The following is a 24,096-nucleotide window of genomic DNA, read 5'->3' on the forward strand; positions in this document are numbered from 1 at the left end:
CCCTCCCCTTCGGGGAGGGCCGGGGTGGGGCCGGTGGGGCTAAAACGCAAGCCGGATCGGCACGCTGAACCGCGTCCGCGTGCTGGCAGCTTCACCCGACACATGGAGCAGGGGTCGCCAGTCGAAGCCCATGTTGATGGCCGTTCCTTTCAGGCGGGCATCGATGCCGATGATGGGCCGCAGGAAAAAGTCTTCGGGCGTGTCGAAATACTTATAGGTAGCGTAGGCCGCGCCGACGCCGAGCACCCACTGCAGGTTGGGTGAATGGGGAAAGTTCCCGTTGAAATGATACGCCAGGTCGTACACCCGCGTCAGGTTGCCGAAGAGCACCGCCACCTCGGTGGCGTGGTGGCGGGTATAAAGGTGCTTCCAGGATACGCCCACCCAGGATCCGAACCCGAACTCGATGCGACCGCCCACCGCGTTGCGGTACATCCGTGTGTCTTGCTGGGCAGCCGCAGTCAGGCTGAATAAGGGAATGAGGAAAAAGATCAGGAGGCGGGAACGCATGCGTGGTTTTGCTACAGCTGCAAGCAAAAGCTACGCCCGGCAACAAAAAGCCCCGCCTTCCGGTGGAAACCAGGAAGGCGGGGCGACGGAAGGGTCATTGCTTAAAAAGTGATCCGCATCGGGATGGAAAAGCGGGCCGCCGTAAAGCGGTCGCCGAATTCGCCGTGGGTCGCGCGGAAGGTGGGGCGCCAGTCGAAGCCCAGGTTCAGCGGCGCGCCGGGGATCTTGTAGTCAAGACCCACGATCGGGCGCAGGTACAGGTCGGACCCGTGTTTGTACAAGGCCAGCGCAGGGCCGAGACCAAAGTACCAGCGAAGGCCCGCGGCACCCGCAATCGTGCCGTGGTACTGGTATTCGAAGTCAAGGATGGTGCTGTGGTTACCAAACAGGAGTTGAAACTCGCCGGCACTATGCTCATTAAAAAAGTGCTTGACCGAAGGGCCGACCCAGGTGTTCCCGGTACCGAATTCTACACGCAGGCCAACGGCGTTCTTGTAGGAGCTGCCACCGGCGCTGCGCTGCGCCTGCACGCCCTGGGTCAGCAGCGCACACAGCAGGGATAAGGATGCGATTCTTTTAAACATAAGAAGGTTGGGTTTTTAACGTCGGCAAATGTATTGGCACGCCTTCCTTCGTTCAAAAAAATCAGACCTACCGGATGCGCAACGGGCAAGGCATCCATCAGGCCTGGCTGAGGCTGAAAAGGGAATCGACGAACTCGTTCTTGTCGAACACCAGGAGGTCCTCCATTTTCTCGCCGACGCCGATAAACTTCACCGGGATGCGGAACTGGTTGGCGATGGCCAGCACCACGCCGCCCTTGGCTGTGCCGTCGAGCTTGGTGATGGCGAGGGAGGTGACGGAAGTGGCGGCCGTAAAGTGGCGGGCCTGCTCCAGGGCGTTCTGGCCGGTAGAGCCGTCGAGTACCAACAGCACTTCGTGCGGTCCTTCGGGAAGCACCTTTTGCACGGAACGGTGGATCTTCGAGAGTTCGTCCATCAGGTGCGCCTTGTTGTGGAGGCGGCCGGCGGTATCGATCAGCACCACGTCGGTGCCGCGCGCCATGGCGCTTTGGACCGTATCGTAGGCCACGGCGGCCGGGTCGGAGCCCATGGCCTGCTTCACGATGGGTACGCCGGTGCGTTCGCTCCAGATGGTGAGCTGGTCTACCGCGGCGGCGCGGAAGGTGTCGGCGGCGCCTAACAGCACGCTCTTGCCGGCTTTTTTGAAGTTATGGGCCAGCTTGCCGATGGTGGTGGTCTTGCCCACCCCGTTGACGCCCACGACCAGGATCACATAGGGTTTGGCCGGCAGCGGCGAGGTAAAATCGTAGGAGGCGCCGTCCACGAGGATCTCGCGGATCTCTTCCTGGAGAATGCGGTTGAGCTCGTCGGTGCCCATGTATTTGTCGCGGGACACGCGTTTTTCAATGCGGTCGATGATGGCCACGGTGGTGTCGATGCCCACGTCGGCGGAAACGAGCGCTTCTTCGAGGCTGTCGAGCACTTCCTCATCGACGGTGCTTTTGCCCGCGATGGCCTTCGTCATTTTGGTAAAAAAGTTCTCTTTTGTCTTCTGGAGGCCTTCGTCGAGGCTTTCCTTTTCTTTTTTACCGAATAGCTTGTTGAAAAAACCCATGGGGCGCAAGATACTTTAATAACGTCATTGCGAGGGCTGAAGCGAAGCGAAACCCGAAGCAATCTCACCCGACCGGCTCTGCGGCTTCAAAAGGGGCTCCGGAGCTACTGAATAGCAGATTGCTTCGCTGCACTTCGTTGCGCTCGCAATGACGGACCAGCGGGCACTCGCAACGACGTTGCCGATTTTAAACGACAAAAGCCGCCCAAAAGGACAGCTCCGCCAGAAAATTTATTAACCCCAGCGCTTATTTCTGGGCGAGGAAATCCTTCACCTTGTCTTTGTGAACGATCTGCTCTTTGAACGTATAGGCGCCGGTTTTGGGGCTGCGTACAGCCTTGATGACCTTCGTCCAGTTCTTCGCTTCGGCGGCTGCCTTAGCGTCTTTTACTTTTGCGTTTTTGGATGCTGCTTTTGCCATGATCCTGATAATTTGCTAATGAGGTAATGTGCTCGTGTGCTAATGTGGCGTACTAATTAGCACATTAGCTAATCAGCACATCAGCACATTTACTTGATTTCCTTGTGCGTCGTCACCTTTTTCAGGTTCGGGTTGAACTTCTTCAGTTCCAGACGCTCGGGATTGTTCTTTTTGTTTTTAGTGGTAATGTAGCGGCTGGTGCCCGGAACACTCGTGTTCTTTTGTTCGGTGCATTCCAGAATTACCTGTACGCGGTTGCCTTTCTTTGCCATTGTAATGCGTTTTTAATCGTTTCTAATGAACCGGTTGATCCATTAAATATGCTGACCCTGGGCGCGGAGCTCTTTTACGACGCTCAGCAGGCCATTTTTGTTGATCGTACGGATGGCATCGGCCGACAGCTTCAGCGTGATCCACTTGTTCTCTTCTGCCAGGAAGAAACGCTTCGTCTGAAGGTTCGGCAGAAAACGACGCTTGGTCTTAATGTTGGAGTGAGAAACCTTGTGACCACCGATCGGCGTCTTACCCGTAACCTGACATACTCGTGCCATGACTTTTGGAAAATTTTGGAGTGCAAAGGTAAGGAACCCAACGCATATGCCCAAAGAATCGCTGTATTTTTTTGTTAACCTCCTTCAGAAACGGTGCAGGTACAGTTCATCCGCAAAGGTAACCAGTTCACTCCGCTTCCCCGGCACTTCGGAAACTTCCCCCGTTTTTACCGATCATTTTATTTCTCCATATGGCAGAGATTTCCTTATTTGCAGTTCATTACTAACAATTAACTGTATTATGAAAAAGACCATCCTTGCCCTGGGTCTCGCCGCCGTAGCATTCGGCGCCCAAGCCCAAAAGAGCAACGCTATCAAAGCGAACATCTTCAGCCCCATCGTGAAGTCGGGTTCCTTCTTCTACGAGCGCAAGATCAACGAGAAAATGACCGGCCAGATCGGTGTAGGTTTCACTGCCTACAACAAGACCGATGTTGGCTTCAACGGTATCTTCATCACCCCCGAGTTCCGCTATTACCTGACTGGTGAGGCGCTCGATGGCGTGTACGTTGGTCCCTTCGTACGCTACCAGAACCTGAAGATCTCCGACGAGTCGACGAGCGCCAAAGAAAAGGCCACGCTCTCCACCTTCGGTGGTGGTGCCGTGATCGGCCGCCAGTGGCTCTTCGGCAACATCGTAACCCTCGACATCTTTATCGGCCCCAGCTTCAACACGGGTAAGATCAAATACGACGACGGCAACGGCAACACGGAAGTTCCGGGTTCGCTCAACGGCTTCGGCGTTCGTACCGGCCTCACCGTGGGTGTTGCTTTCTAAGCCCTACCACTTATTGGAAAAGCCCCGCTTGCGGGGCTTTTCTTTTATACCCCGTTTTTCGCTTAGCTTCGTGCCGCTTTAGCATCTCTCAAACCCATAAAATACTGCACTCAACATGGCTTACGACGTTGTTGTTATCGGCTCGGGTCCCGGTGGTTACGTGGCCGCCATCCGCGCCGCCCAGCTGGGCTTCAAGACCGCGATCATTGAAAAAGAAAGCCTCGGCGGCATTTGCCTCAACTGGGGTTGCATCCCCACCAAGGCCCTCCTGAAAAGCGCCCAGGTATACGAATACATCCAGCACGCCAAGGACTTCGGCATCGAAGCTACCGGCACGCACAACTTCGAGGCCGTGGTAAAGCGCAGCCGCGGTGTGGCCGAGAAAATGAGCAAAGGCGTCCAGTTCCTCATGCGGAAGAACAAGATCGACGTCATCATGGGCTTCGGCAAGGTCGTTTCCCGCGGTAAGATCGAGGTCACCGGCGCCGACAACGGCAAGCAGACCGTAGAAGCTAAGCACATCATCCTGGCCACCGGCGCCCGCGCCCGCCAGCTGCCCGCCATGCCCATCGACGGCAAGAAGATCATCGGCTACCGCGAGGCCATGGTGCTGCCCCAGCAACCCAAAAGCATGATCGTGGTCGGTTCCGGCGCCATCGGCTGTGAGTTCGGCTACTTTTACTCCACCATGGGCACCAAGGTGACCATTGTTGAGTTCCTCCCCGGCATTGTGCCGCTCGAAGACGCCGACATTTCCAAAGAGCTCGAGAAGAGCTTCAAGAAAAAAGGCATCGACGTCATGACCAACGCCGAAGTGACCCACGTGGACACCAGCGGCAACGGCGTCGTGGCAACCATCAAAACCCAAAGCGGTGAGGTGAAGCTCGAAGCTGACATCCTGCTTAGCGCCGTCGGCGTTCAGTCCAACATCGAAGGCATCGGCCTCGAGGAAGCGGGCATCAAGACCGAAAAGGGCAAGATCACCGTGGACAAATTCTACCAGACCTCTGTTCCCGGCATCTATGCCATCGGCGACTGCGTGCCCGGCCAGGCCCTGGCGCACGTGGCTTCGAAGGAAGGCATCATCTGCGTGGAAGCCATTGCCTACAACGAAAAGAAATACAACCACCAGCCCGAAGCCCTCGACTACGGCAACGTTCCGGGTTGCACCTACTGCGTACCCGAGGTAGCCTCCGTAGGCATGACCGAGAAGCAGGCCAAGGAGGCCGGCTACGAGCTGAAAGTGGGCAAGTTCCCCCTCTCCGCTTCCGGTAAGGCTTCCGCCGCCGGCCACACCGAAGGTTTCGTAAAAGTGATCTTCGACGCCAAATATGGCGAATGGCTCGGCACCCACATGATCGGCTACAACGTGACCGAAATGATTGCCGAGACCGTAGTGGCCCGCAAGCTGGAGACCACCTACCACGAGGTGCTCAACTCGATCCACCCCCACCCGACCATCTCCGAGAGCATCAAGGATGCCATCGAAGTGGCGTACGGTGAGGCGATCCACCTGTAAGCACACTGATAACGCAGATATACAAAAGCCCTTCGCATTGCGAGGGGCTTTTGGCTTTTCATCTACGTTATCCACGTCACCTGCGTGACTAGGACTTCGATCCGAAGACCTTTTTCAGCAGCTCCGTGGTGCGCGCGGCGGGATCCTGGCGGATCTTTGCTTCTTCCTGGCCCACGTTGTAGAAGATACCCGAGAGCGACTTCTCCGTAACATAGGCGGCGAGGTCGGGGTTTACTTTGTCTTTGCTCACCCGGTTGTAGGTGGTGAACAGTGTATTCCAATACTTGGTGGCATTTACCTTGGCCAGGGCCTGCTCAATCACGGGGCGGAAGGCTTCGGTGAGCGCGCTTTGCGTTTTGCCTTTGAGGTAGGTGGTGGCAGCCTGGTTGTCGCCGCGGAGGATGCTCATACCGTCCTGGATGGTGATTCCCTTGATGGCGTTGAGGAAGATCGGGGCGGCCTGCTTGGTGGCTTCTTCGGCGGCGCGGTTCATGCTCAGGATGGCCTGGTCTACCTGCTTGCCGAAACCGAGACCCCGTAGCTTCGATTCCACCTTCTGTGCTTCGGCGGGCATCAGGATCTTAATGGCGGCGTCTTTAAAAAAGCCGTCTACGGCCGACAGGCGCGCGGCGCCTTTGTTGGTACCCACGCTGAGGGCTTCCTTGAGCCCGTTGATGACCTCATCGCTGCTGAGGCCTCCGCTCTGGCCGGTTACTTTTTCTACTACCTGCTGCACGGCGGTGTTGACCTGCGCGCGGGTGGAGCTGTCTTTAATGGCATCCTGCCCCTTTTGGAGGAGGCCTTTAAGTCCCTGGGCCTGGAGTGTGGAGAGTGCGCCGGTGGCGGCGAGCAACAGAACGAGTTTTTTCATGTAGGATGGCTTGTGGCCCGAAAATAAGCCCGGCGGTCCAAACCCCAACGTTAAAGTACCTTTATAAAATGTTCAGTATCTGGGAACAAGAAACGGTATTGCGTCCGCAGGATGTCGTTATTGCCGGCGGCGGCTTCGCGGGACTCTGGTCGGCCTTTCACCTCCGCCGCCGCTACCCGAAAGCAAAAATTACAATCATTGAAAAGGAGCTGCTCCCCAGCGGTGCCTCTACCCGCAACGCCGGCTTTGCCTGCTTCGGATCGCTGGGAGAACTGGTGGCCGACGAGGCCGAACTCGGCACGGAAGACATGCAGCGCCTCGTAGAATTGCGCTACCAGGGCCTCCGCCAGATCGAAAAATGGATCCGCCCCGGCCGCATCGACCTTGACTGGTGCGGAGGGTACGAACTCTTTCCGCCCGGACAACTGTCCCTTGAACGACTGGAAAATGACATCGACCATATCAACAAAACCCTGCAACCCATCACTGGTAAGCGACGCACCTTCCGCGACGTTTCGAAGAAGCGCGCGCGTTTCGGGTTCGGACATACCGAGCACCTCGTCTTCAACAAGCTCGAAGGCGCCCTGCACTCCGGCCGCCTGGCTGCCGAATTGCTCCAGCAACTCCAGGCGTCCGGCGTACGGTGGCTGCCCGGCGTAGCTGTGACCGCCTTTACAGAACTTTCCGGCGGAGTCGAAATCCGCAGCAGCGCCGGCTTCGCCCTTCGCAGCCGCTACCTGGTGGTGGCCAACAACACGGCCGCCGGCACCTTGCTGCCTGAAATAGAGGTGACGCCGGCGCGCGGGCAGGTGCTCCTCACCTCCCCCATCGAAGGCCTTCCCTGGCGGGGCACCTTTCACGCCGACGAAGGCTACTATTATTTCCGCAACCTGGGCAACCGCGTGCTGCTGGGCGGCGCGCGCAACAAAGCCTTTGAAGAAGAACGCTCTGATGAACGCAGCACCACGCCGCTCATCCAGGGCGAGCTGGAGCGCTTTCTCGACGAGGTGGTGCTGCCCCAACGAAAAGGCACCTACCGCATCGAGCACCGCTGGAGCGGGATTATGGGAATGGGTACCGAAAAATGGCCTGTACTAAAAGCGGTGCGCCCACACGTAGTGGCTGCTGTAGCATTGGGCGGCATCGGTGTGGCCGTGGCGCCCGAGGCGGGAAAGCGGGTAGCGAAACTGATCGAGCTGTAAGCTTATTGCTTGATAAAGGAAAGACGCAGGCGCTCCGTGCCGTTGTCGGCCAGCAGGAAGTAGCGGCCTGCGGCGAGTGCCGACACCTGTATGCGCATCTGGCGCGCAGGCACAACGATTCGTTGCACCAGGGCTCCTTGCACGTTCCGTAACTGCAGCTCGCTACCGGTCCAAATGTCGGTATCGAAGTTCACCTGGATGCTCGCCGTAGCGGGGTTCGGGTAAAGGGCCGCGTTGCCGGGCATTATGGTCTTTACCGACGTCACGGGTGCGGCAACCGGTGGTGTGGCCCAGGGATGGTCAAGCCCCCTGGTTTGCAACAGCGCGGCACGCGGTCCCCCATTGAGGAACGCGCTACGCATCCGCGCTGCCTGTCCGCGGGTAAAAAGGTTGATGCAGGCGTCGCTGGTGTAATCCATATAATTCATGTACATGTCGCCGCTGGCGTTGTTGCCGCAGGAAACGCGGAAGCCGGAAGGGCATCCCGAAGTGAAATTGCTTTGCTTCGGCGTATCGTCGATGCCGTCGTCGCCGCAGTAGGTATCCCCCCAGATGTGCCGCAGCCCCAGCCAGTGGCCCACTTCGTGGGTGGCGGTGCGGCCTTTGTCGTAGGGCGCCACTACGTTGAAGGTGCCCATGGCGGTCGTATTGATCACGATGCCGTCGACGTCGGCGGGCCCGCCGGGCAGGGTGGAGTAACCGAGCAGGCGACGCATCGGCCCTACCCAGATATTGAGGTAATATCGGCCGTCCCAGGCATTGTCGCCACCGCTCGATGCGAATTTGATGGCGTCGTTTTGTTCCCAGTAAGACACATTAGTAGCCTTGCGCACAATGCCCGTTGTGGGATAACCCTCAGGCGTAGCTGTAGCGAGCGTGAATTCGAGTTGCACATCGGCAGCAAGTCCGCGGAAGCGGGCGGGTGTGTTGACGGAATCTTCGTTGGCGTGGCGGAAATCGCGGTTCAGCGCGGCGATCTGGCTACGGATCTGGTCGTCGGAAATATTCTGTGCCGCATTATTATAAAGCACGTGTACGACCACGGGAACCTGGATCACGCCGCTGGCGAGCATACGGGCGGAGCCGTCGCCAGTAAGCAATTGCCGGGCGCGGGCTGCCTGGAAAGCGTCCGCATCGGCCATGCCGCGGGCGGCGCTGGGATTGGCGGAACGCAGGGCCGCCGCGTATTCAACGCTGGAGCAGGCACGCTGTGACTTTGCAGCTACGCAAAGCAGTATCAAACAAAATACGATTAGATGTCGCATAGATTCCGGGTTGGGCGGAATCACAGGAAATGGACGGACCGGGCTTCAATGGGATTGGAAATCGAAGTGGTTTCGAAAGGATATGCGACTAAGTGGTTTTACTGGAATTGGATACGGTAATTCTTTAGGAATGGACTAAGGACAAATCTATAATATCTATTTGACAAATACAATACCATTTTTTTTTCGTTAACGGCAGGCCTTGACCGAAGCCCTTATTTTTGTCCGCATGAAGCGGACTTTTTTTCTTTTATCAATATTGACCGGGCTGCTGGCTGCGTGCAGCGACGACAGCGGCCATAGCGGTAGCGGCAGTGATACCACGGCCAACGTTCCGGCCATTCCCGTTTTATCGTATACCGTTGCGGCGAGTTTTCCGCACGACACGACTTCTTTTACCGAAGGCTATACTTTTTACAAAGGCCAGCTTTGGGAGAGTACCGGCGAGTATGGCGAGTCGAAGTTGCTGCAGGTAGATCTCAATACCGGCAAGCCGCTCCGCACAGTAACGCTCGACAGCGCCCTCTTCGGCGAAGGCGTGGTGCTGCTGCGCGACACGGTCTACCAGCTTACCTGGCGTGAGCACAAAGTGCTGGTATACGATGCCAACACACTGAAGAAAATAAAGGAGTTGCCGCTGCAGCCCGAGGGCTGGGGCCTGACCACCGATGGCAAGGAACTCATCGCCACCGACGGATCGAGCAACCTGTATTTCTACGAGCCCGGCACTTTCCGGTTGCTGCGTACCCAGAGCGTTACCGAGAACGGAAACTACGTCAACCTGCTCAACGAAGTGGAATGGGTGAACGGCTTTATCTATGCCAACGTGTGGGGGAAAGACGACCTGCTGAAAATTGACCCCGCAACCGGGCAGATCAAGGCGCGCCTGGACCTGGCGCAACTGACGCAACGCGCCAAAGCGCGCTATCACGGCGCCGACGTGGCGAACGGGGTGGTGTATAACCCGGACACGAAAAAATTCTACGTCACCGGTAAGAACTGGCCGGAAACCTACGAGCTGCAGTTTGCGTATTAATCCAAAGTCTCAGAACAGGAAAGCAGGTCCTTCAAAAGGCCTGCTTTTTTTTGCGCCTCGCGCAAACGGATAGAGCTTTTTGCGTTGCTACTTACTCCTTTCAATGATATAGGTAATGGAACTGCAGCGTTCTTTGTTGGCCAGCGCGCCGATGTTGGAGCGCAAGCCCGCCAGCGCGGCGCCCAGCCAATGAACCTGGCCGTAACGATAACGGCTGCTCAAAAGGCTGATGTACACCGAATCAAACCACATCGGCTTTTCCGCCAGCACGCGCATACCGTGCCGTTGCATCAGCACCTGCATCGACTGTGGCGCAAAATGATACAGGTGGCGTGGCACGTCGTAAGCGGCCCAGTAGCGGCCGTAAATAGCGGCATCTCCCGACGTGTAGTTAGGCACGGCCACGATAAGCCGGCCGCCGGGCGCCAATAAATTCCGGAGGCGCTCAAGGTATCCCTGCAGGTCGTGCACGTGTTCCAACACATGCCAGAGCGTAATGAGATCAAAGGAAGCTTCCGGGAGCATATAAAGCGCAGCGGCCTCTTGTACGTCGAGGCCATATTGCCGGATGGCCAGTGCCCTTGCATCGTCGTCGGGCTCGAGGCCCTGCACCGACCAGCCGGCGTTCTTCAGGGCATTGAGGAAGGCCCCGGTGCCGCAACCCACGTCGAGCGCGCGGCCGCTGCGGCGCCCTGTCGCGGAGCCCACAAGTTCAACCTTCTGCCGCAGCGTCGTCCGGCGCACCCGCTGGTAAATCCGGTTGATCAGCCCTTTACGGGTGTTGCTGTGCGAAATGTACTCCTCCGATTTATAGTACGGGCCAATGTGCTGCGCATCCGGCACGTCTTGCGTAAAACGCAGGCGGCAGGCGGCGCATTCCCAGATGGCGAACTCGGCATGACTGACCGTATAATCGGTAGCCGTCAATACCGGGCCGATCGAGCGGCTGTCGCAAACCGGGCACTGCGAATAATGCACACGTCCTTCCATAGTGGCTGCAAAAATAGCGGGGCGGGAACGAATCAGGGTAGGTTTTGAAAAACACCGGTCCGGAGACCGCTGGACAGGGGCGAGAAATGCTCGCTGTAGATGCAATAGAATACGAACAGGGCAGCCAGTACGGCAATGAGCCAGGCGAGCCACTCGAGATCGTGGCGTCCTTCGGTTACCACCGTGCGTTCTTCGTAAAAAGAGGACGCCACTTCCTGCTCACCGACGCGGATCGTGTGGCGAGCGTCTTCGCGGATGACGCGGCCCGCGGCCTGTGGCGGCAGCAGCACCGGCGTGGCCGGCTCCACCTGCAAGCGCCCTTCGTGCCATTGCAAAAGGCCCACACCCGGCCACAGGAAAGGCTCGCGGCGCAATTGCAGCTGCAGGCGTGCACCGAAGCGCTGAAGGCTTTCGCGGGCTTCCTGCTCGGTCTGGCGGGCAGCCCCGGCGATCCAGGCCAGCTGCTGCGGCGCAGGCTCCTGCTCATCGGCCGTGTGTACCCGGTAAGCCGGGCCCTGCAACTCCTGGTCAGCCACGCTCCACGTAGCCGCCTGGCGCTGCAGTGACAGCGAGCCGAGGTGAGGGATTGTCACCCCGTTTGTTTGAGCAAGGTATTGAGTCAGCAGTTCCAGCACTATTTCCTGTTTTGGGCGAACGAAAATACGATTCCCCCGAGGAACTGGAAGCCATAAGTTGGATACTGGTTCCAGCGCTGGTAATTCTTGTTGAATATATTGTTGAACTGGGCCCACAGCTTCAGGTTCTTATATACCGTGAACTCGAGTCCTGCGCTTGCGTCCAGGCCGCCATTCTGCTTTTTATTTTCCGTACCCTCGCGGTAGCTGACGCCGTCAAACGCATAAATGTCGCCCTTTACATAAAGGTCGCGGAGCACCTGCAGGCGCAGGGCGGTCGTCCATTCGAATGTGGGCAGGCCATAGGCTTCCTCGTAGATATCCATCCCCGTGAAGTGATTGGCCTCCACCACCGAGCGGAGGCTGAAACGCTCCCCTACCGAATAACCCAGCTCGCCATGAATGTTGAGCGCGCTCATCTGCGGCTCATACAATACCGTGAAGCTCTTGCCTCCTTTACCGCTGTTAACGTAAAGCGGCAAGTTGGTGTACTTGTTCACACCGCCGCGCAGCAGATAGGAAAAATGGTCCGCCACGGTGCCCTTGATGCCGCCGTAGATCTCTTCCAGCCGGCTGTTGTTAACCGACAAAGGCGCGTCGATGAAGGGGTTATAGCCGGACATATATTGAAAGCTGTTCGTGCGCAGGTGGCCCGTCCATCCGGCGATAACGGCCAGTGTCTTGTCGGCCGTACCCACTTCGGCCAGCACATTGGGCATCAGCTTGAAAGCGCCGTTGTCCCACGAAGGCCGCAGGCCGGCCTGCAGGTAGATGGCGGCCGTTTTCACCTGCAGTGAGGGAGACACCTGGAACCACTTACTGTTGCTGTTGTTCTTGGTTGCGCCCTTGAACGACGTCAGCTGCCCGTCGAGACCGAGATCGACGGCGAAGCGGCCTTCGAGCGACTTCCGGAGCGGCAGGCTCAGGTAGGTGGTCATTTCGCTGTTATCGCGGTGATCGGTGAATGTGTTGAAACTTGCTTCGGGCGAATAGCTGATGCCGTAGGCGTTGGAACCGAGGCTACGGAGCCCGATCCGCGCGCGCGAATTGCTGTAATGCGCCGAAAGCGAGTCTTTCGGGAAGCTCAGGCTATCGGGGTATCCGTATCGGTAAAACTGGTCGTCGCTGTAGCCGATGCGGCCATTCACTTCGTGGTTAGGTCCCGCCTTTGTATACCCCATCAGGTCTACCCGGCCATGGCGCACCTCCTGGTTGGGCAGTTTGCCTTGGGAGGAATAAAAGTTTCCATACAGGTTCACGGCTGCTTTCGACGGGTCGCCGGCGGAGAGGCCTGTTTCCACATAGGGCGTTTTCTGGGTGCCGTAGCCCAGCTTCACATAGTTCCATCCGTCCCAGCGTACAATGCTGTCCACATTGAGCGCCAGCGGCTTCAGGGAGCCGGGCTGGTAGCCGAACACGAGGTTCTGGTTAGGAATCGTGTAAACCAGTTTCGGGCGCGTCGTGTCGGCCACGGGCGGCGTTGCCCCGAAGTTGATCTTGCCTGCTTCGCGCAGCACCGGCTGAAAGGAAGCCGTCACATTCACTTCGCGCTTACGGGTGGTATCCTGCTGGGCCGCGGCGCCGAGTGCCGCGAGTGAAAATCCGGATATGAGGAGCGTCTGCTTCATGGTTCGTCGTTTATTGTCCACCTACTTTGGAGTTGCGTGCCTCTTCTTCGGTCACCTGCTGCAGCTTGCGCTGGGCTTCGGTCTTGAGTTCCGCGATGGTGGTATTGTCGGCTACGCTCTGGTAGGTAGCCTTGGCATTGAAGTAATCCTTTTGCTGGTAATAGAGGTCCCCGAGGAGGATGTAGGCTTTCGTTACCCACAGCTCGTAGGAGCCGGATTTGTTGATGACATCGAAGGCGGCCTTTTCGGCGTCCTTGGCGCGGTTGAGCGCAAAGAGCGAGGCGGCGATCTCGTAGCGCGCTTCGGCAGCCAGCGAGGCTTTGTTGACGGCCACCACGGCTTTGTAAGCGGTGATCGCTGCCTCGTAGGTGCCCGCCAGCTGCGCGGAGCGCCCGAGCACCATATTGGCCAGGGCCTTGTCGTCGGCATTGACGCCTTTGAGGGTCAGCAACTCCTGCGCGTTTGCAGCAGCTTCGGACCATTTCTGCTGCTGGTACTGGCTGCGCAGGAGGCCGCGTGCGGCCTCGAGGCGCGTTTCCGGCCGACCGGTAAGGCCCTTCAGCTGCGCGTAGTAACGCTCGGCCTGCGGGTAGTCTTTCCTGCCGAAGAAATAGATGCGGGCGCTGTTCAATACAGCTTCCTCGGCAAACTTGTTGGGCGCACGCCCGGCAATGGCCTCGTAATGCGGCAGCGCGGCGGCGGAGTCTTTTTTCGCCATCCCGATCCGCGCGAGGTTGTAGTGGGCGTCGAGCAGGTAGGCGCCGTTGGTGAAGCGCAGGAGGTATTGTTCCAGCTGCGTTTGCGCGCCGACGGTATTGTTGTTTTCGAGCTGCAGCTGTGCGGCGGCGTAGGTCAGCGAGTCCTGTGCATCTACCGACAGCGGCTTGCCTGCTTTCTGCGCGGCCTGCACGTAGGCGTCGGGACGGCCCTGCTCCACGTAGATGTCGCGCAGGTTCTCCAGGGCGTCGTCGGCCTCATCGGAGTTGGGATATTGGTTCAGTACCGTATTGAACTGCGTAATGGCGTTATCGTATTGCTTCAAGTTGAAATAGGCGATACCCAGCTTCAGGAAGGCTTCCGGCTTCGTGGTGTTGTTGCCGCTGGCCCGGGTAAGCGTTTGCAGGTAAGGCACGGCTTCGCGGAAGCGTTCGGCGGCGAGGTACGTGTCGGCGATCTCGGCGTTGGCATCGTTTACCAGACCGGAGTTTGGGAACTTGCGGATCAGCGTGTTGAGCAGCGCGATCTTTTCATTGGAGTTGCTGATACCAGTGATGAGCGCCTTTTGGTAGGTGGCGTAATCTTCAGCGGGCCACGAGTAGCGGATCACGTTGTCGTACATTGTCTTCGCCTGTGCGAAGCCCTTCTGCATGAACCAGGTGTCGGCGGTACGGAGATAAGCGTCCTGCGTCAGCGCGTCGGCGGAAGGTCCGGCATTGCGCGACAGCGGCTCGAAATAGCTTTGGGCGAGCTTCCAGTTTTCCTTGCGGAGATAGGTGTAGCCCAGGTTATAAGCGGCATTGCGCGGGTTGGCGTCGCCGCTAACGGGCGAGCCGCCGCTCACATACGCCTGGTAGTAGCGGATGGCATCGTCGATGCGACCATTGCGGAAAGCAATCTCCCCCTTCCAGAAGTTCACCAGCGGCAGCAGCGTACCGGCATTTGGATCGTTGAGGACGCGGTCGAGCAGGGCGTCGGCTTCGGAAAGCTGTCCGTCGTTGATCAGCTCGGTGGCGCGGCCGAACAGGATGCGCGGGTATAACCGGCGTGTTGCGGGAGACGGCGTGCGGAGGCCTTCGATCAGGCTCAGCGCATCGCGATAGTTGTTGGTATTGGCAAGCGCGGCCACCAGCAGCTCCGTTGCCTCGGTATTGTAGGTGGAATTCGGGTATTCATTCACAAAGGCCCGGAGGCTTTTCAGAGCCTCATCCTGGTAGCCCAGCTCGTAGGAAAGCTTGGCGTAGTTGAAGCGGGAGATCTCGCGCTGTTGTGCATTGCTGTTGTTGCCGGCGCTGAACAGGAACGCGTTGCGGGCATTGGCTTTCTGGCCCGTTTTCAAGTAGGCGTCGCCGAGCAGGTACATCGCGTGCTGGCTCAGTGAATCTTCGCGGCCACTGAGCTGGCGGAAGCCTTCGATGGCCTTGTTGTAGCTGGACGCCTGGTAATAGGAATAGGAAAGCTCGTACAGATCTTCGCGGCGCACTTTAGCGGAGCGGTGCACGTAGTCTTCCAGGTAAGGCAGCGCCTGTGCGTACTGCTGTTTTTCAAAGTAGGCGTGGCCAAGCAGCTGCTTCAGCTCCAGGTCGTAGTGCTGCGTGTTGCCGGCCTTCAGCTTTGATTCGGCATAGCGGATGGCTTCGTCTTTGCGGCCCTGCACGTAGTAGATCTGGGCGATGTAATACGGCACGATACTGCCATAGGTGGGATGCCCCTCCACGGCCTTGAATGCCTGCAGCGCATCCGTATAATTACGGTCGGCGAAGGCGATGAAGCCATAGTAGTACTCGGCATCCAGCTGGTTGGGATCGCCCTTGCGCTGGCGCACGGCGGCAAACAGCGGCTTGGCTTGCGCAAATTGCTTTTGGGTGAAATAGGTGTAGCCGCGGTGGAACTGCGCCGCGGAAAGCTCTTCGGGCGAAAGGTTCGCCTCACCGGCCGCTTCGTAATGTGCGAGCGCTTCGGCGAATTGCCCGTGGCGGTAGTCGTACTCAGCCAGCTGGAAGTGCATCTGCTGCACGCGGGCGTTGTTGCGGGTCACGTTGATGTATTGCTCGGCTTCGATGGGCGCCCCCGGCTCGCCCTGCATGAGGGCGCAGCTGATGGCGTAGTAATCGATCTCCTGCGCGTCCACCGCCCGGTTGATGCGGTAGGTTTCGCGGAGGTCGCCACGAAGCTGCCGCAGCAGCGGCCAGGCCAGGTTGTACTGCCCCTTCTGGTAGTATTCTTTCGCGAGCAGGAAGGGGTCGTCGGAAGTGCGGAGCGCAAAGGTTTGCTGTGCCGATAGGTTGTGTGAGAACAGGAGCAGGAGCGGTAGCGCCAGGAGTAGCTTCATAGACTGCTGTTTGCCGTTAGGGTGTAAACGCTTCGGGGCCGGATTTATTTTGAAGGGTGTTTCGAGCCCGGGTCCCGGTAAAGGACGCAAAATAAGGCAAGGGCGACTTACAAAACTTTGTTAACTCGCCGTTGGCTGCCCCGCGCCTGCTTCGTATCATTGCCACCGAAAAAGCCCCGCATCCCATGAGAAAACTATTCAGTGTCCGGACCTCGGACAATGCCCTGTCCTTTGGCACCCTCCTGCTCCGCCTTACGGGCGGCATCCTGATGATCCACCACGGATTCGACAAGCTCACGCACTTCTCACAGAAGGCCCACCAGTTCATGGATCCCTTCGGCATCGGCACTACGACCTCGCTGTCGCTGGTGGTTTTTGCCGAGTTCTTTTGCGCAGCCTTTCTCATCCTCGGTCTTTTCACAAGGCTCGCCGCAATCCCGCTGATCGTAACGATGGGCGTGGCCCTGTTCAAGGCCCATGGCGCCGACTTCGCCGGGCAGGGCGAGCTGGCCGCAGTGTACCTCGGCCTGTATCTTTCCATCCTCGTGCTGGGCCCCGGCAAAGTGAGCCTGGACCGTTTCCTTGGGCGCTAAACGTCATTCGTGAGCCGTCAGCCGTGAGCCGTGAGCTCGCGATACGTACTTGTAAAAACGTCCTGCACTTTGTGTGGGACGTTTTCCGTTATTGCCTTGAGCGTTTACGGCTGGCGGCTCACGGTTCACGTCCTCACACCCGGTGATGATCTGCCCGCCAGTTGCGGACCTCCTGCTTGATCTGCTTATTCGTCAGCTGTTCTCGCACGGCGCGCTCGGCCAGTGCCGGCAATTCTTCATCGGACGCAAAGCGCAGGGCAATGAGCTGCCCGAGGCGCAGCGACGGATCGGGGCGCCTGCCCGTAAGAACAAAATAACGCAGGCTTTCTTCCGCCCGGATGGCGCGGTCCTGCGCCTTCAGCGCAAAGGCCCGGCTGAACCAAAGCAGCACGGCGAACACGATGGCGGCCAGTAGGAAAAGCACGGCGGGATATTTATCCGTCGTTTCGTCGCGCACCAGGTAACGGATGCTGCCGATGAGGAAGGCCAGCCAGGTCAGATAACCGAGGTAGTGAAACGCGGGCACGAGGCGGCTGTGGTTTTTGAAGTTTTGCTCCATGGCACAAGTTTAAAGTTTGTAGTATAAAGTTTGTGGTTTGCAGTTCGCACAGCGATCAGCCAGCGCCGGCCGAAGTAAGTCCTGTGGCTATTTGAGCTCGTTCAGCACGGCGTACATTTTTTGTATGAGCTCGCGTTCAGAGCCGTTGTAATTGTTGACGATGAACGAAACCGTATAGGTAACACCGGCTTTCGATGTATGGTAACCGCAATAAGCTTTGACGCCGCCGATAGTACCGCTTTTCAATTTCATCCCGTTGTATTCCGGCAGGGCGAGGTAAAAGCCGGGGAACCAGGACTGCTTCCGTGCATATTGCAGCACCTGCCCCTGTGCGCGGGTCGTGACGCGGTTTTCGGGCGAAAGGCCCGAACCGTCCTTTATCCGTAGTTCTACGGGGTCGATACCACGAACTTTCCAGAAAGTACGGAGCAGGTCCGTTCCAGCCTTGGTTTCTGCACTACCGCTTTCCCGCACGGCTATTGTTTTAATAAAAGCTTCCCCATAAAGATTCAGGCTTTTGCGAAGGAACCAGAATATCAGGCTATCGAGGGAAGGTGACTGGTGCACATATATCAATTGTGCACTTTGCGCGGCTGACGGGCGCCTGGGCGCATTTATCGCGAATCCCTGTACTCCGCAACTGGACAGGCTTTTTTCAAACCCGTTCCAAAACGTGCTTACCGGGTCGGGCAGCGCCCCTGAGACCTTATATACGCCACCGGGCGGCAGGGTACCCCGAAGCGTCATCCCAGCCTCAAAGGTTTCGCCACCGCCGATCGACGGGTATAAATAGCTGTTATCCCCGCTTCCCTTCGCACCGGTTGAAGCCTGTGAAGACACGGGTTGTCCGGGATCGGGTTCGGAGCGGAGGATTTCTACCGGTACTCCAGGACGATCGCCCGGTTGCGTATACAGGTCAAACTGGTTTTCATGCCAATTCAATACAAAAGCTCCAGCCCCATAATACTGGCCGATGTCCTGCCAGATCCAGCCGTCGGGTATCGCCTCCTCTGACCAGCCCCGCATATTGGTAGCCCTACCGTTATACCAGCGGATTGACGCAGCACGAACGGCTTTTGACATGCGTGTGAGTATGGAATCCGGGTTGGCTTGTTGAAAGCGCCAACTACCGAAACTGGGGTCGCCAGACCCTGTAATTACCAGGTCGCCGAACAAGCTGTCGTGCCGAAGGATGCCCTCGTATTGCAGTTGCGTTTTGTAGCGGAAATCTTTTCCCAGTAAATCGTAGGCCGTTGCCGCCGTGATCACCTTTTGCGATGAAGCCGGTGCGAGCCCGATGCGGCTGTTGCGTTCGAAAACGACCGCTCCTGTTTGTGCATCGGCCACATAGATAGAAGCGATTCCCGCCCGCAGCTGCGAGTCACTTTCAAAGCGCTCCCAGGCCCGTTGCAAGCGGCTTTCCACCGTTTGCGCCGAAGCAACAGCCGTAGCAAAAAAGGCCATTCCAAAAAGGAAATGTTTCATACTGCGGCTAAATGTACATCATAACGCCTGCTGCCATTAACGATTCACGATTGACATTTCAGTATTCCTGCTCACAACGTCCCCTGCTTATCTTGCGCGCACAATTCCTCTGCATGAAGCCCATTTCCGCTTCCATCATCACCATCGGCGACGAACTGCTTATCGGCCAGACGATCGATACCAACAGCGCCTTTATCGGCCAGGAATTAAATAAGGCCGGCATCTGGCTGAAGCGCCGCATTGCCGTGGGCGACGTGCGCGAGGAGATCCTCAACGCGTTGACGGAGCAAAGCCGCGACAACGACATCCTCCTCATCACCGGCGGCCTTGGACCCACTGCGGACGACATCACCAAACCCGCACTGCGCGACTACTTCAGCGCCGGCATCCGCACCGACGCGGGCGCCCTGCAGAATGTGCACGACATCTTTTCCCGCTTTGGCCGCACACCTTCGGAGGTAAACGTGAAGCAGGCCGATGTGCCCGACCTCTGCGAAGTACTGCCCAATAAGCGCGGCACCGCGCCGGGTATGTGGTTTGATAAAGACGGCGTCATTTACGTGTCGCTACCCGGTGTGCCGCACGAAATGAAGGGGCTCATCACCGACAGCGTGCTGCCGAAGCTGAAGGAGCGGTTTACACTGCCGGCTATCGTGCACCGCACGGCACTGACCGCGGGTAAAGGCGAATCGGACCTGGCCGCGCATATTGCGGATTTCGAGGCGGCGCTGCCCGCCTGGATCAAGCTCGCCTACCTCCCGTCCTACGGGCTCGTGCGCCTCCGCCTGACGGCCCGCGGCGACGATGCGGCGGCGGTGGAACACGCGATCGGCGATCGCTTTGCAGATCTCAAGAACCGCGTCGCCGAATGGCTGGTGGCCGATGAAGACATCAGCCTCACCGAAGCGCTGCACCGACTGCTGAAGGAGCGCGGGAAGACCGTCGGGACCGCCGAAAGCTGCACCGGAGGCTACCTCGCACGCCTTCTTACCGAGCCCGCCGGCGCCTCGCAACTGTTCAACGGCAGCATCGTGGCCTATGCCAACGAGATCAAGGAACGCGTGCTGGGCGTGCCGGCGGAGATCCTGCGCCGGCACGGCGCCGTAAGCGAGGAAACCGTCCGCGCCATGGTGGCCGGCGGCCTGCGGGTGCTCGGCACCGACTACATCGTAGCCACCTCGGGCATCATGGGCCCAACCGGCGGCACGCCGGAAAAGCCCGTCGGCACCATCTGGATCGCCGTGGGGAGCCGGGAGCGCACCGAAACGCTGCTGCTCAACTACCGCTTCGACCGCGCCCGCAACATGGAGCTGACGGCCAATACGGCACTTAACTTCCTGCGCAGATTCATCGCGAAAACGAGTTAGGAAGCGGGAAGTCGGAAGCCGCTTTCAGAAACTTCCCACTTCCCACTTCCCACTTAGATACTTTCCTTTCGTTACTTTTGCGACGATTGTTTGCAAAACCACTTAAAAACTTAGTTACTTACGTATGGCCACAGTTGACCTGGTAATGCCGAAGATGGGCGAAAGCATCATGGAAGCGACGATCCTGAAATGGCACAAAAAGCCCGGCGATACCGTTAAGATGGACGAAACGGTGCTGGAAATCGCTACCGACAAAGTAGACAGCGAAGTTCCCTCCACGGCTGAAGGCACGATCGAAGAGGTGCTGTTCAACGTCAACGACGTAGTGCCCATCGGCACGGTGATCGCCCGGATCCGCAGTGGTGCCGCTGCTGCCCAGCCGGCCGCCGCCCCCGCTCCCGCCGCTCCCATTGCCGAAGCGCCCGCGGCCACGCAGCAAACCGCCGCCCCGCAGCCCGCCGCGGCAACTACCGCAGCCCCTTCCCAAAGCAGCGCTTCAAACGGCCGCTTCTACTCCCCGCTCGTGCTCAACATCGCCGCCCAGGAAGGTATCGGCATGCAGGAGCTCGAAGGCATTGCCGGCACCGGCAACGAAGGCCGCGTGACGAAAAAAGACATCCTCCAATACGTTTCTGATAAGAAAGCCGGCAAGATCCCGGCAGGCTCAGCCGGACAGGGCGGCCAGCAACCGGCCCCAACGCAGCAAAAGCAGGACATGGTGATCCCGATGAACCAGGTAGAGACGAGCTCGGCGCCCGCTCAATATCCCGGCAACGTGGAGATCATCGAGATGGACCGGATGCGCAAGCTTATCGCCGACCACATGGTACGCAGCAAGCACACGAGCCCGCACGTGACTTCCTTTACGGAAGCCGACGTAACCAACCTCGTAATGTGGCGCGACAAAGCCAAGAAGGAATTCGAAAAGCGCGAAGGCACCAAGATCACGTTCACGCCCCTCTTCATCGAAGCTATCGTGCGTTGCATCAAGAAATTCCCGCTGATCAACTCCTCGCTGGACGGCACCCGCATCATCGTCAAGAAAGACATCAACATCGGTATGGCCACGGCGCTGCCCTCGGGCAACCTCATCGTGCCGGTGATCAAGAACGCCGACCAGCTGAACCTGGTAGGCCTTGCCAAGCAGGTGAACGGCATGGCCGACGCCGCCCGCAACAACAAGCTGAAGCCCGAAGACATCTCTGAAGGTACCTTCACGCTCACCAACGTGGGCACCTTCGGCTCGCTGATGGGCACACCCATCATCAACCAGCCGCAGGTAGCCATCCTCGCCGTCGGCGCCATCAAAAAACGCCCCGTGGTGATCGAAACGCCGCATGGCGACTCCATCGCCATCCGCCACATGATGTACCTGTCGCTTTCCTACGACCACCGCATCGTGGACGGATCGCTCGGCGCCACTTTCCTCACCGCCGTCGCCAACGAGCTGGAAAACTTCGACCTGAACCGGGGCATTTAAGGTTCATAAGTAAAGAAGGTTCGTAACCGCTTAAGGAAAAAAGTGAATAAGCGTTTCGCGAAGAGATACTGAAAAAGCCCCGCCGATGGCGGGGCTTTTTTATTAAAAAAGTGTCGCATATAATGCGTTTCTAGTTAGCGTACCATCTTCTTTTCTTATTCTCTTCGCGGTTCCGAACCTTCTTTCCCTTGCTTCCTTATTCCCCGAACTGCGCGTGCCGGAACGACATCCGCTTGCCTCTTTTGGTAATAATGAACAGGTCGCCGTAGGCGGAGTCGGGCAGGTCGGTCAGCTCGGAACGCCCGAGAAAACGGTTAACCAGATCATCGACGCTGTTGGAGTGACCTACGATCAGTGTATTGCCCGGACCCTGTGCCAGCACGCGGCCAACGAAGGCCGTGTCCTTCGGATCGTAAAATACCAGTCCAAGTCCGGCCGCTGAAGCGGCGGGCGCCGCCGTGGCCTTCGTGCGGGTGTAGTTGGTGCTGTACACGTATTTCAGCCTGGCGTTGGCGAGCCGCGCCTGGAGCGCCTGCGCGCGTGCCTCGCCCGCGGGCGACAGCGGCACGTCGCTGCCCGTTCCGGCAGCGGGATCGGCTTTTTCGCCGTGACGAACAATGTAGTAGCGGGTTGTCTGGCAGGAAGCCAGCACGATAAGTAGAACGGGGAGGATAAAACGCATGGAATGATTTTAACGTCGTAAAAGTAATCCGGTATTCATTTTGTTTGAGAGCCTTTGTATATTGAAGTGTAAACGGGCCCGCCTATGAAGCAGTTATCCGAAACCTGGTTCGCCGAAGGCTACATTGACTTCGAGCTGAAAAAGTACACGCTCCTCGCGTACCTGCAGGAGATCCGCCGGCATTTCAACGAGGCCCGCCTCTACCCGCAGCTGGCCGACCTCGTATTTCACTACAACAACCTTGTGGCCTTCCGCGAAAACAAGAAGTACCTGCAGGAGCATTTTCCGAAAAAACTCACCGGCCTGCAAATCGAAAAGCTCCAGGTATTGTACGAGGCGATGATCGCCGACGACGACCTGATGCAGGAGCTCGAAGACATCATCCATTATTCGGAAGGCGAGCTGAAAACTACCATCAGCAGCGGTGCCGAGATCTACGAGTTCGTGGAAGGCAACCTGAGCATCGCCCCTGTGGGCCTCGTGCCCCTGGACGTGCAGGAAGGCTACTTCTTCCTCAGTGCCGGCGACGTGCGCCAAACGCGCGTGTACCAATACCGCCTGTCGATCTTCGAGAAACACGACGAGCGCTACCGGAGCATGAAGACGGCCTACGTGGACGAATGGCGCCGCGGACTTTTCCAGACCTACGAACAGATCAAATCGGAGTTGATCCGCCAGCGCCGCGACCTCCCTAACCCCGCGGTGTATTGCATTGAAACGGAGCTGCAGTTCCCGATCGAGGAAACGGTACTGCCCATCGCGAAGCGAAGCCTGGTGAAGTATATCAGTACGGCTGCGTAGCGCGTTTGCAGTTTATAGTTCGCAATGGGTTTGGGAGTTTTACAGTTTGGAGTTTAGGTTTCGCAACGCTTTAAACTATTGCGCAGTCCACGCAACTTCAAACTATTAACTGCAAACTATAAACTTCTCAAGGTTCCTGCATCGGCGTATCGGCCAGCACTTCCTTTTTTGTACGCAGCAGTCGCCACATGTGAAAGACGACGGCCACGGAGATGAGCGCGAACCCTGCGTAAAACCAGGGACTGACCTCGCGGTTTTCTTTGTAAAAGGCGAAGGCCAGGAGGATGCCGTACACCGGCTCGAGCGTGAGCACCAGGTTCATGGTGAAGGCACTCACTTTTTTCAGCGCGCGGATGTACAGGAAAAAGGTCAGGATGGTGCAGCCCCAGGCCAGGACGGTGAGCCACAGCCAGTCGATCGGCACCGGTATGGAATTCGGCTCGGGGAAGTAATGCTGGTAAAAGGGCAGCAGGATGCTCAGCCCGATAAAGCCGCCGGTAAGCTGGTACAGCGTCAGTGCTTCTGGCTCGTATTTGTCTACTATGCGTTTGGTGGTGACGGATACAAGTACGGTGAGCAGTGCCGAGATGAGGCCGATGACGATACCGGTGGAGAATTGGAGGTGCGTATTGTAAATGAGGATAATGCCGGCAATGGCGAATAGTCCGAGGCCGATCTCCAACCAATCGAATTTCCGCCCCACGATGATCGGCTCCAGGAAGGAGGCCAGCAGCGCCGTGGTGGAGAGGCAGGTAAGCGCAATGGTTACGTTGCTGTACTTGATGCTTCCGTAGAAACACACCCAGTGCAGCGCCAGGATAAAACCGATGAAAGCGATGAAGAGTGCCGACCGCAGCGGGATGCGGCGGACCTTGCCGAGGGCGGCGTACAACACCCACAAACTCACTACGGTGATCAGCAGGCGGTACCAAACGAGCCAGGTCTGGCTCAGCGTAATCACGCGGCCCAGCACGCCGGTGAAGCCCCAGAGAAAAACAGCCGTATGAAGTTGGAGTAACGCTTTGCGCATGGATAC

At 58.0% G+C, this 24,096-nt stretch carries 24 protein-coding genes; 8 read left to right on the forward strand and 16 right to left on the reverse strand.

Features of this window, described 5'->3' with window-relative positions:
• Positions 1–39: 39 nt before the first annotated feature.
• From E0486_RS17195 to rpmB, 6 genes are all read right to left on the reverse strand, one after another.
• A complete protein-coding gene (locus tag E0486_RS17195; protein ID WP_131854072.1) occupies positions 40–510 on the reverse strand; it encodes a hypothetical protein in 471 nt (156 codons plus the stop codon).
• 101 nt (positions 511–611) lie between these two features.
• Complete coding sequence (locus E0486_RS17200) at positions 612–1,094, reverse strand: hypothetical protein (RefSeq protein WP_131854074.1); 483 nt, start codon at positions 1,092–1,094, stop codon at positions 612–614.
• A gap of 97 nt (positions 1,095–1,191) precedes the next feature.
• Positions 1,192–2,148, reverse strand: a complete 957-nt coding sequence (gene ftsY / locus E0486_RS17205; RefSeq protein WP_131854076.1) for a signal recognition particle-docking protein FtsY — start codon at positions 2,146–2,148, stop codon at positions 1,192–1,194.
• A 247-nt stretch (positions 2,149–2,395) separates the two neighbouring features.
• Positions 2,396–2,569, reverse strand: a complete 174-nt coding sequence (locus E0486_RS17210) for a DUF4295 domain-containing protein (protein WP_131854078.1) — start codon at positions 2,567–2,569, stop codon at positions 2,396–2,398.
• Between the two features lie 89 nt (positions 2,570–2,658).
• Positions 2,659–2,841: a 50S ribosomal protein L33 gene (gene rpmG, locus E0486_RS17215; RefSeq protein WP_131854080.1), complete on the reverse strand. Its 183-nt coding sequence runs from the start codon at positions 2,839–2,841 to the stop codon at positions 2,659–2,661.
• A gap of 42 nt (positions 2,842–2,883) precedes the next feature.
• A complete protein-coding gene (rpmB, locus tag E0486_RS17220) occupies positions 2,884–3,120 on the reverse strand; it encodes a 50S ribosomal protein L28 (protein ID WP_131854081.1) in 237 nt (78 codons plus the stop codon).
• Between the two features lie 241 nt (positions 3,121–3,361).
• Here rpmB and E0486_RS17225 point away from each other — a divergent pair, with 241 nt between their 5' ends.
• On the forward strand, positions 3,362–3,898 hold the full coding sequence (locus tag E0486_RS17225) for a DUF3575 domain-containing protein (RefSeq protein ID WP_165917396.1): 537 nt from the start codon (positions 3,362–3,364) through the stop codon (positions 3,896–3,898).
• 115 nt (positions 3,899–4,013) lie between these two features.
• The gene (gene lpdA / locus E0486_RS17230) at positions 4,014–5,417 is read left to right on the forward strand and encodes a dihydrolipoyl dehydrogenase (RefSeq protein ID WP_131854085.1); all 1,404 of its coding nucleotides are present in this window, start codon (positions 4,014–4,016) and stop codon (positions 5,415–5,417) included.
• A gap of 88 nt (positions 5,418–5,505) precedes the next feature.
• Here lpdA and E0486_RS17235 read toward each other — a convergent pair whose 3' ends face one another.
• A complete protein-coding gene (locus E0486_RS17235) occupies positions 5,506–6,288 on the reverse strand; it encodes a DUF4197 domain-containing protein (protein WP_131854087.1) in 783 nt (260 codons plus the stop codon).
• A gap of 68 nt (positions 6,289–6,356) precedes the next feature.
• On the opposite strand from E0486_RS17235, the gene E0486_RS17240 reads away from it, so the two are divergent.
• A complete protein-coding gene (locus E0486_RS17240; RefSeq protein WP_165917397.1) occupies positions 6,357–7,490 on the forward strand; it encodes an NAD(P)/FAD-dependent oxidoreductase in 1,134 nt (377 codons plus the stop codon).
• A 2-nt stretch (positions 7,491–7,492) separates the two neighbouring features.
• Here E0486_RS17240 and E0486_RS17245 read toward each other — a convergent pair whose 3' ends face one another.
• Positions 7,493–8,731 carry a M43 family zinc metalloprotease gene (locus E0486_RS17245; protein ID WP_165917398.1) on the reverse strand — a complete coding sequence of 413 codons (1,239 nt, stop codon included), beginning with the start codon at positions 8,729–8,731 and terminating at the stop codon, positions 7,493–7,495.
• Between the two features lie 253 nt (positions 8,732–8,984).
• Here E0486_RS17245 and E0486_RS17250 point away from each other — a divergent pair, with 253 nt between their 5' ends.
• Positions 8,985–9,791: a glutaminyl-peptide cyclotransferase gene (locus E0486_RS17250; protein ID WP_131854093.1), complete on the forward strand. Its 807-nt coding sequence runs from the start codon at positions 8,985–8,987 to the stop codon at positions 9,789–9,791.
• A gap of 87 nt (positions 9,792–9,878) precedes the next feature.
• Here E0486_RS17250 and E0486_RS17255 read toward each other — a convergent pair whose 3' ends face one another.
• Genes E0486_RS17255 through E0486_RS17270 form a run of 4 tightly spaced genes read right to left on the reverse strand, consistent with a single transcriptional unit; the run spans position 9,879 to position 16,093 of the window.
• Positions 9,879–10,781 (reverse strand): class I SAM-dependent methyltransferase, encoded by a 903-nt coding sequence (locus E0486_RS17255; RefSeq protein WP_131854095.1) that lies wholly within the window; start codon positions 10,779–10,781, stop codon positions 9,879–9,881.
• Between the two features lie 32 nt (positions 10,782–10,813).
• Positions 10,814–11,374 carry a hypothetical protein gene (locus tag E0486_RS17260; RefSeq protein WP_131854097.1) on the reverse strand — a complete coding sequence of 187 codons (561 nt, stop codon included), beginning with the start codon at positions 11,372–11,374 and terminating at the stop codon, positions 10,814–10,816.
• Between the two features lie 41 nt (positions 11,375–11,415).
• Positions 11,416–13,044, reverse strand: coding sequence for a hypothetical protein (locus tag E0486_RS17265; protein ID WP_131854099.1), 1,629 nt, complete (start codon positions 13,042–13,044; stop codon positions 11,416–11,418).
• A 10-nt stretch (positions 13,045–13,054) separates the two neighbouring features.
• Positions 13,055–16,093 carry a tetratricopeptide repeat protein gene (locus E0486_RS17270; RefSeq protein ID WP_131854101.1) on the reverse strand — a complete coding sequence of 1,013 codons (3,039 nt, stop codon included), beginning with the start codon at positions 16,091–16,093 and terminating at the stop codon, positions 13,055–13,057.
• A gap of 185 nt (positions 16,094–16,278) precedes the next feature.
• On the opposite strand from E0486_RS17270, the gene E0486_RS17275 reads away from it, so the two are divergent.
• Positions 16,279–16,686: a DoxX family protein gene (locus E0486_RS17275; protein WP_131854103.1), complete on the forward strand. Its 408-nt coding sequence runs from the start codon at positions 16,279–16,281 to the stop codon at positions 16,684–16,686.
• A gap of 133 nt (positions 16,687–16,819) precedes the next feature.
• Here E0486_RS17275 and E0486_RS17280 read toward each other — a convergent pair whose 3' ends face one another.
• Positions 16,820–17,245: a DUF6526 family protein gene (locus tag E0486_RS17280; RefSeq protein WP_131854105.1), complete on the reverse strand. Its 426-nt coding sequence runs from the start codon at positions 17,243–17,245 to the stop codon at positions 16,820–16,822.
• A gap of 87 nt (positions 17,246–17,332) precedes the next feature.
• Positions 17,333–18,730 carry a D-alanyl-D-alanine carboxypeptidase/D-alanyl-D-alanine endopeptidase gene (gene dacB / locus E0486_RS17285; RefSeq protein WP_131854107.1) on the reverse strand — a complete coding sequence of 466 codons (1,398 nt, stop codon included), beginning with the start codon at positions 18,728–18,730 and terminating at the stop codon, positions 17,333–17,335.
• A 113-nt stretch (positions 18,731–18,843) separates the two neighbouring features.
• On the opposite strand from dacB, the gene E0486_RS17290 reads away from it, so the two are divergent.
• Entirely contained in the window at positions 18,844–20,097 is a 1,254-nt protein-coding gene (locus tag E0486_RS17290) for a CinA family nicotinamide mononucleotide deamidase-related protein (protein WP_131854109.1), read from the forward strand.
• A gap of 124 nt (positions 20,098–20,221) precedes the next feature.
• Positions 20,222–21,577 (forward strand): dihydrolipoamide acetyltransferase family protein, encoded by a 1,356-nt coding sequence (locus E0486_RS17295; RefSeq protein ID WP_131854111.1) that lies wholly within the window; start codon positions 20,222–20,224, stop codon positions 21,575–21,577.
• Between the two features lie 196 nt (positions 21,578–21,773).
• Here E0486_RS17295 and E0486_RS17300 read toward each other — a convergent pair whose 3' ends face one another.
• Positions 21,774–22,259 carry a histidine phosphatase family protein gene (locus E0486_RS17300; protein WP_131854113.1) on the reverse strand — a complete coding sequence of 162 codons (486 nt, stop codon included), beginning with the start codon at positions 22,257–22,259 and terminating at the stop codon, positions 21,774–21,776.
• A gap of 84 nt (positions 22,260–22,343) precedes the next feature.
• Here E0486_RS17300 and E0486_RS17305 point away from each other — a divergent pair, with 84 nt between their 5' ends.
• Entirely contained in the window at positions 22,344–23,060 is a 717-nt protein-coding gene (locus E0486_RS17305) for a hypothetical protein (RefSeq protein WP_131854115.1), read from the forward strand.
• Between the two features lie 127 nt (positions 23,061–23,187).
• Here E0486_RS17305 and E0486_RS17310 read toward each other — a convergent pair whose 3' ends face one another.
• On the reverse strand, positions 23,188–24,090 hold the full coding sequence (locus E0486_RS17310) for a DMT family transporter (RefSeq protein ID WP_131854117.1): 903 nt from the start codon (positions 24,088–24,090) through the stop codon (positions 23,188–23,190).
• Positions 24,091–24,096: the final 6 nt, after the last annotated feature.

Origin of the sequence: Flaviaesturariibacter aridisoli (assembly GCF_004343705.1) — a bacterium.
Taxonomy (GTDB): domain Bacteria; phylum Bacteroidota; class Bacteroidia; order Chitinophagales; family Chitinophagaceae; genus Flavisolibacter; species Flavisolibacter aridisoli.

Coding starts and splice junctions, on each gene's coding strand:
- E0486_RS17195 (WP_131854072.1), bottom strand. CDS start 510: ATGCGTTCCCGCCTCCTGATCTTTTTCCTCATTCCCTTATTCAGCCTG.
- E0486_RS17200 (WP_131854074.1), bottom strand. CDS start 1,094: ATGTTTAAAAGAATCGCATCCTTATCCCTGCTGTGTGCGCTGCTGACC.
- ftsY (WP_131854076.1), bottom strand. CDS start 2,148: ATGGGTTTTTTCAACAAGCTATTCGGTAAAAAAGAAAAGGAAAGCCTC.
- E0486_RS17210 (WP_131854078.1), bottom strand. CDS start 2,569: ATGGCAAAAGCAGCATCCAAAAACGCAAAAGTAAAAGACGCTAAGGCA.
- rpmG (WP_131854080.1), bottom strand. CDS start 2,841: ATGGCAAAGAAAGGCAACCGCGTACAGGTAATTCTGGAATGCACCGAA.
- rpmB (WP_131854081.1), bottom strand. CDS start 3,120: ATGGCACGAGTATGTCAGGTTACGGGTAAGACGCCGATCGGTGGTCAC.
- E0486_RS17225 (WP_165917396.1), top strand. CDS start 3,362: ATGAAAAAGACCATCCTTGCCCTGGGTCTCGCCGCCGTAGCATTCGGC.
- lpdA (WP_131854085.1), top strand. CDS start 4,014: ATGGCTTACGACGTTGTTGTTATCGGCTCGGGTCCCGGTGGTTACGTG.
- E0486_RS17235 (WP_131854087.1), bottom strand. CDS start 6,288: ATGAAAAAACTCGTTCTGTTGCTCGCCGCCACCGGCGCACTCTCCACA.
- E0486_RS17240 (WP_165917397.1), top strand. CDS start 6,357: ATGTTCAGTATCTGGGAACAAGAAACGGTATTGCGTCCGCAGGATGTC.
- E0486_RS17250 (WP_131854093.1), top strand. CDS start 8,985: ATGAAGCGGACTTTTTTTCTTTTATCAATATTGACCGGGCTGCTGGCT.
- E0486_RS17255 (WP_131854095.1), bottom strand. CDS start 10,781: ATGGAAGGACGTGTGCATTATTCGCAGTGCCCGGTTTGCGACAGCCGC.
- E0486_RS17265 (WP_131854099.1), bottom strand. CDS start 13,044: ATGAAGCAGACGCTCCTCATATCCGGATTTTCACTCGCGGCACTCGGC.
- E0486_RS17270 (WP_131854101.1), bottom strand. CDS start 16,093: ATGAAGCTACTCCTGGCGCTACCGCTCCTGCTCCTGTTCTCACACAAC.
- E0486_RS17275 (WP_131854103.1), top strand. CDS start 16,279: ATGAGAAAACTATTCAGTGTCCGGACCTCGGACAATGCCCTGTCCTTT.
- E0486_RS17280 (WP_131854105.1), bottom strand. CDS start 17,245: ATGGAGCAAAACTTCAAAAACCACAGCCGCCTCGTGCCCGCGTTTCAC.
- dacB (WP_131854107.1), bottom strand. CDS start 18,730: ATGAAACATTTCCTTTTTGGAATGGCCTTTTTTGCTACGGCTGTTGCT.
- E0486_RS17290 (WP_131854109.1), top strand. CDS start 18,844: ATGAAGCCCATTTCCGCTTCCATCATCACCATCGGCGACGAACTGCTT.
- E0486_RS17295 (WP_131854111.1), top strand. CDS start 20,222: ATGGCCACAGTTGACCTGGTAATGCCGAAGATGGGCGAAAGCATCATG.
- E0486_RS17300 (WP_131854113.1), bottom strand. CDS start 22,259: ATGCGTTTTATCCTCCCCGTTCTACTTATCGTGCTGGCTTCCTGCCAG.
- E0486_RS17305 (WP_131854115.1), top strand. CDS start 22,344: ATGAAGCAGTTATCCGAAACCTGGTTCGCCGAAGGCTACATTGACTTC.
- E0486_RS17310 (WP_131854117.1), bottom strand. CDS start 24,090: ATGCGCAAAGCGTTACTCCAACTTCATACGGCTGTTTTTCTCTGGGGC.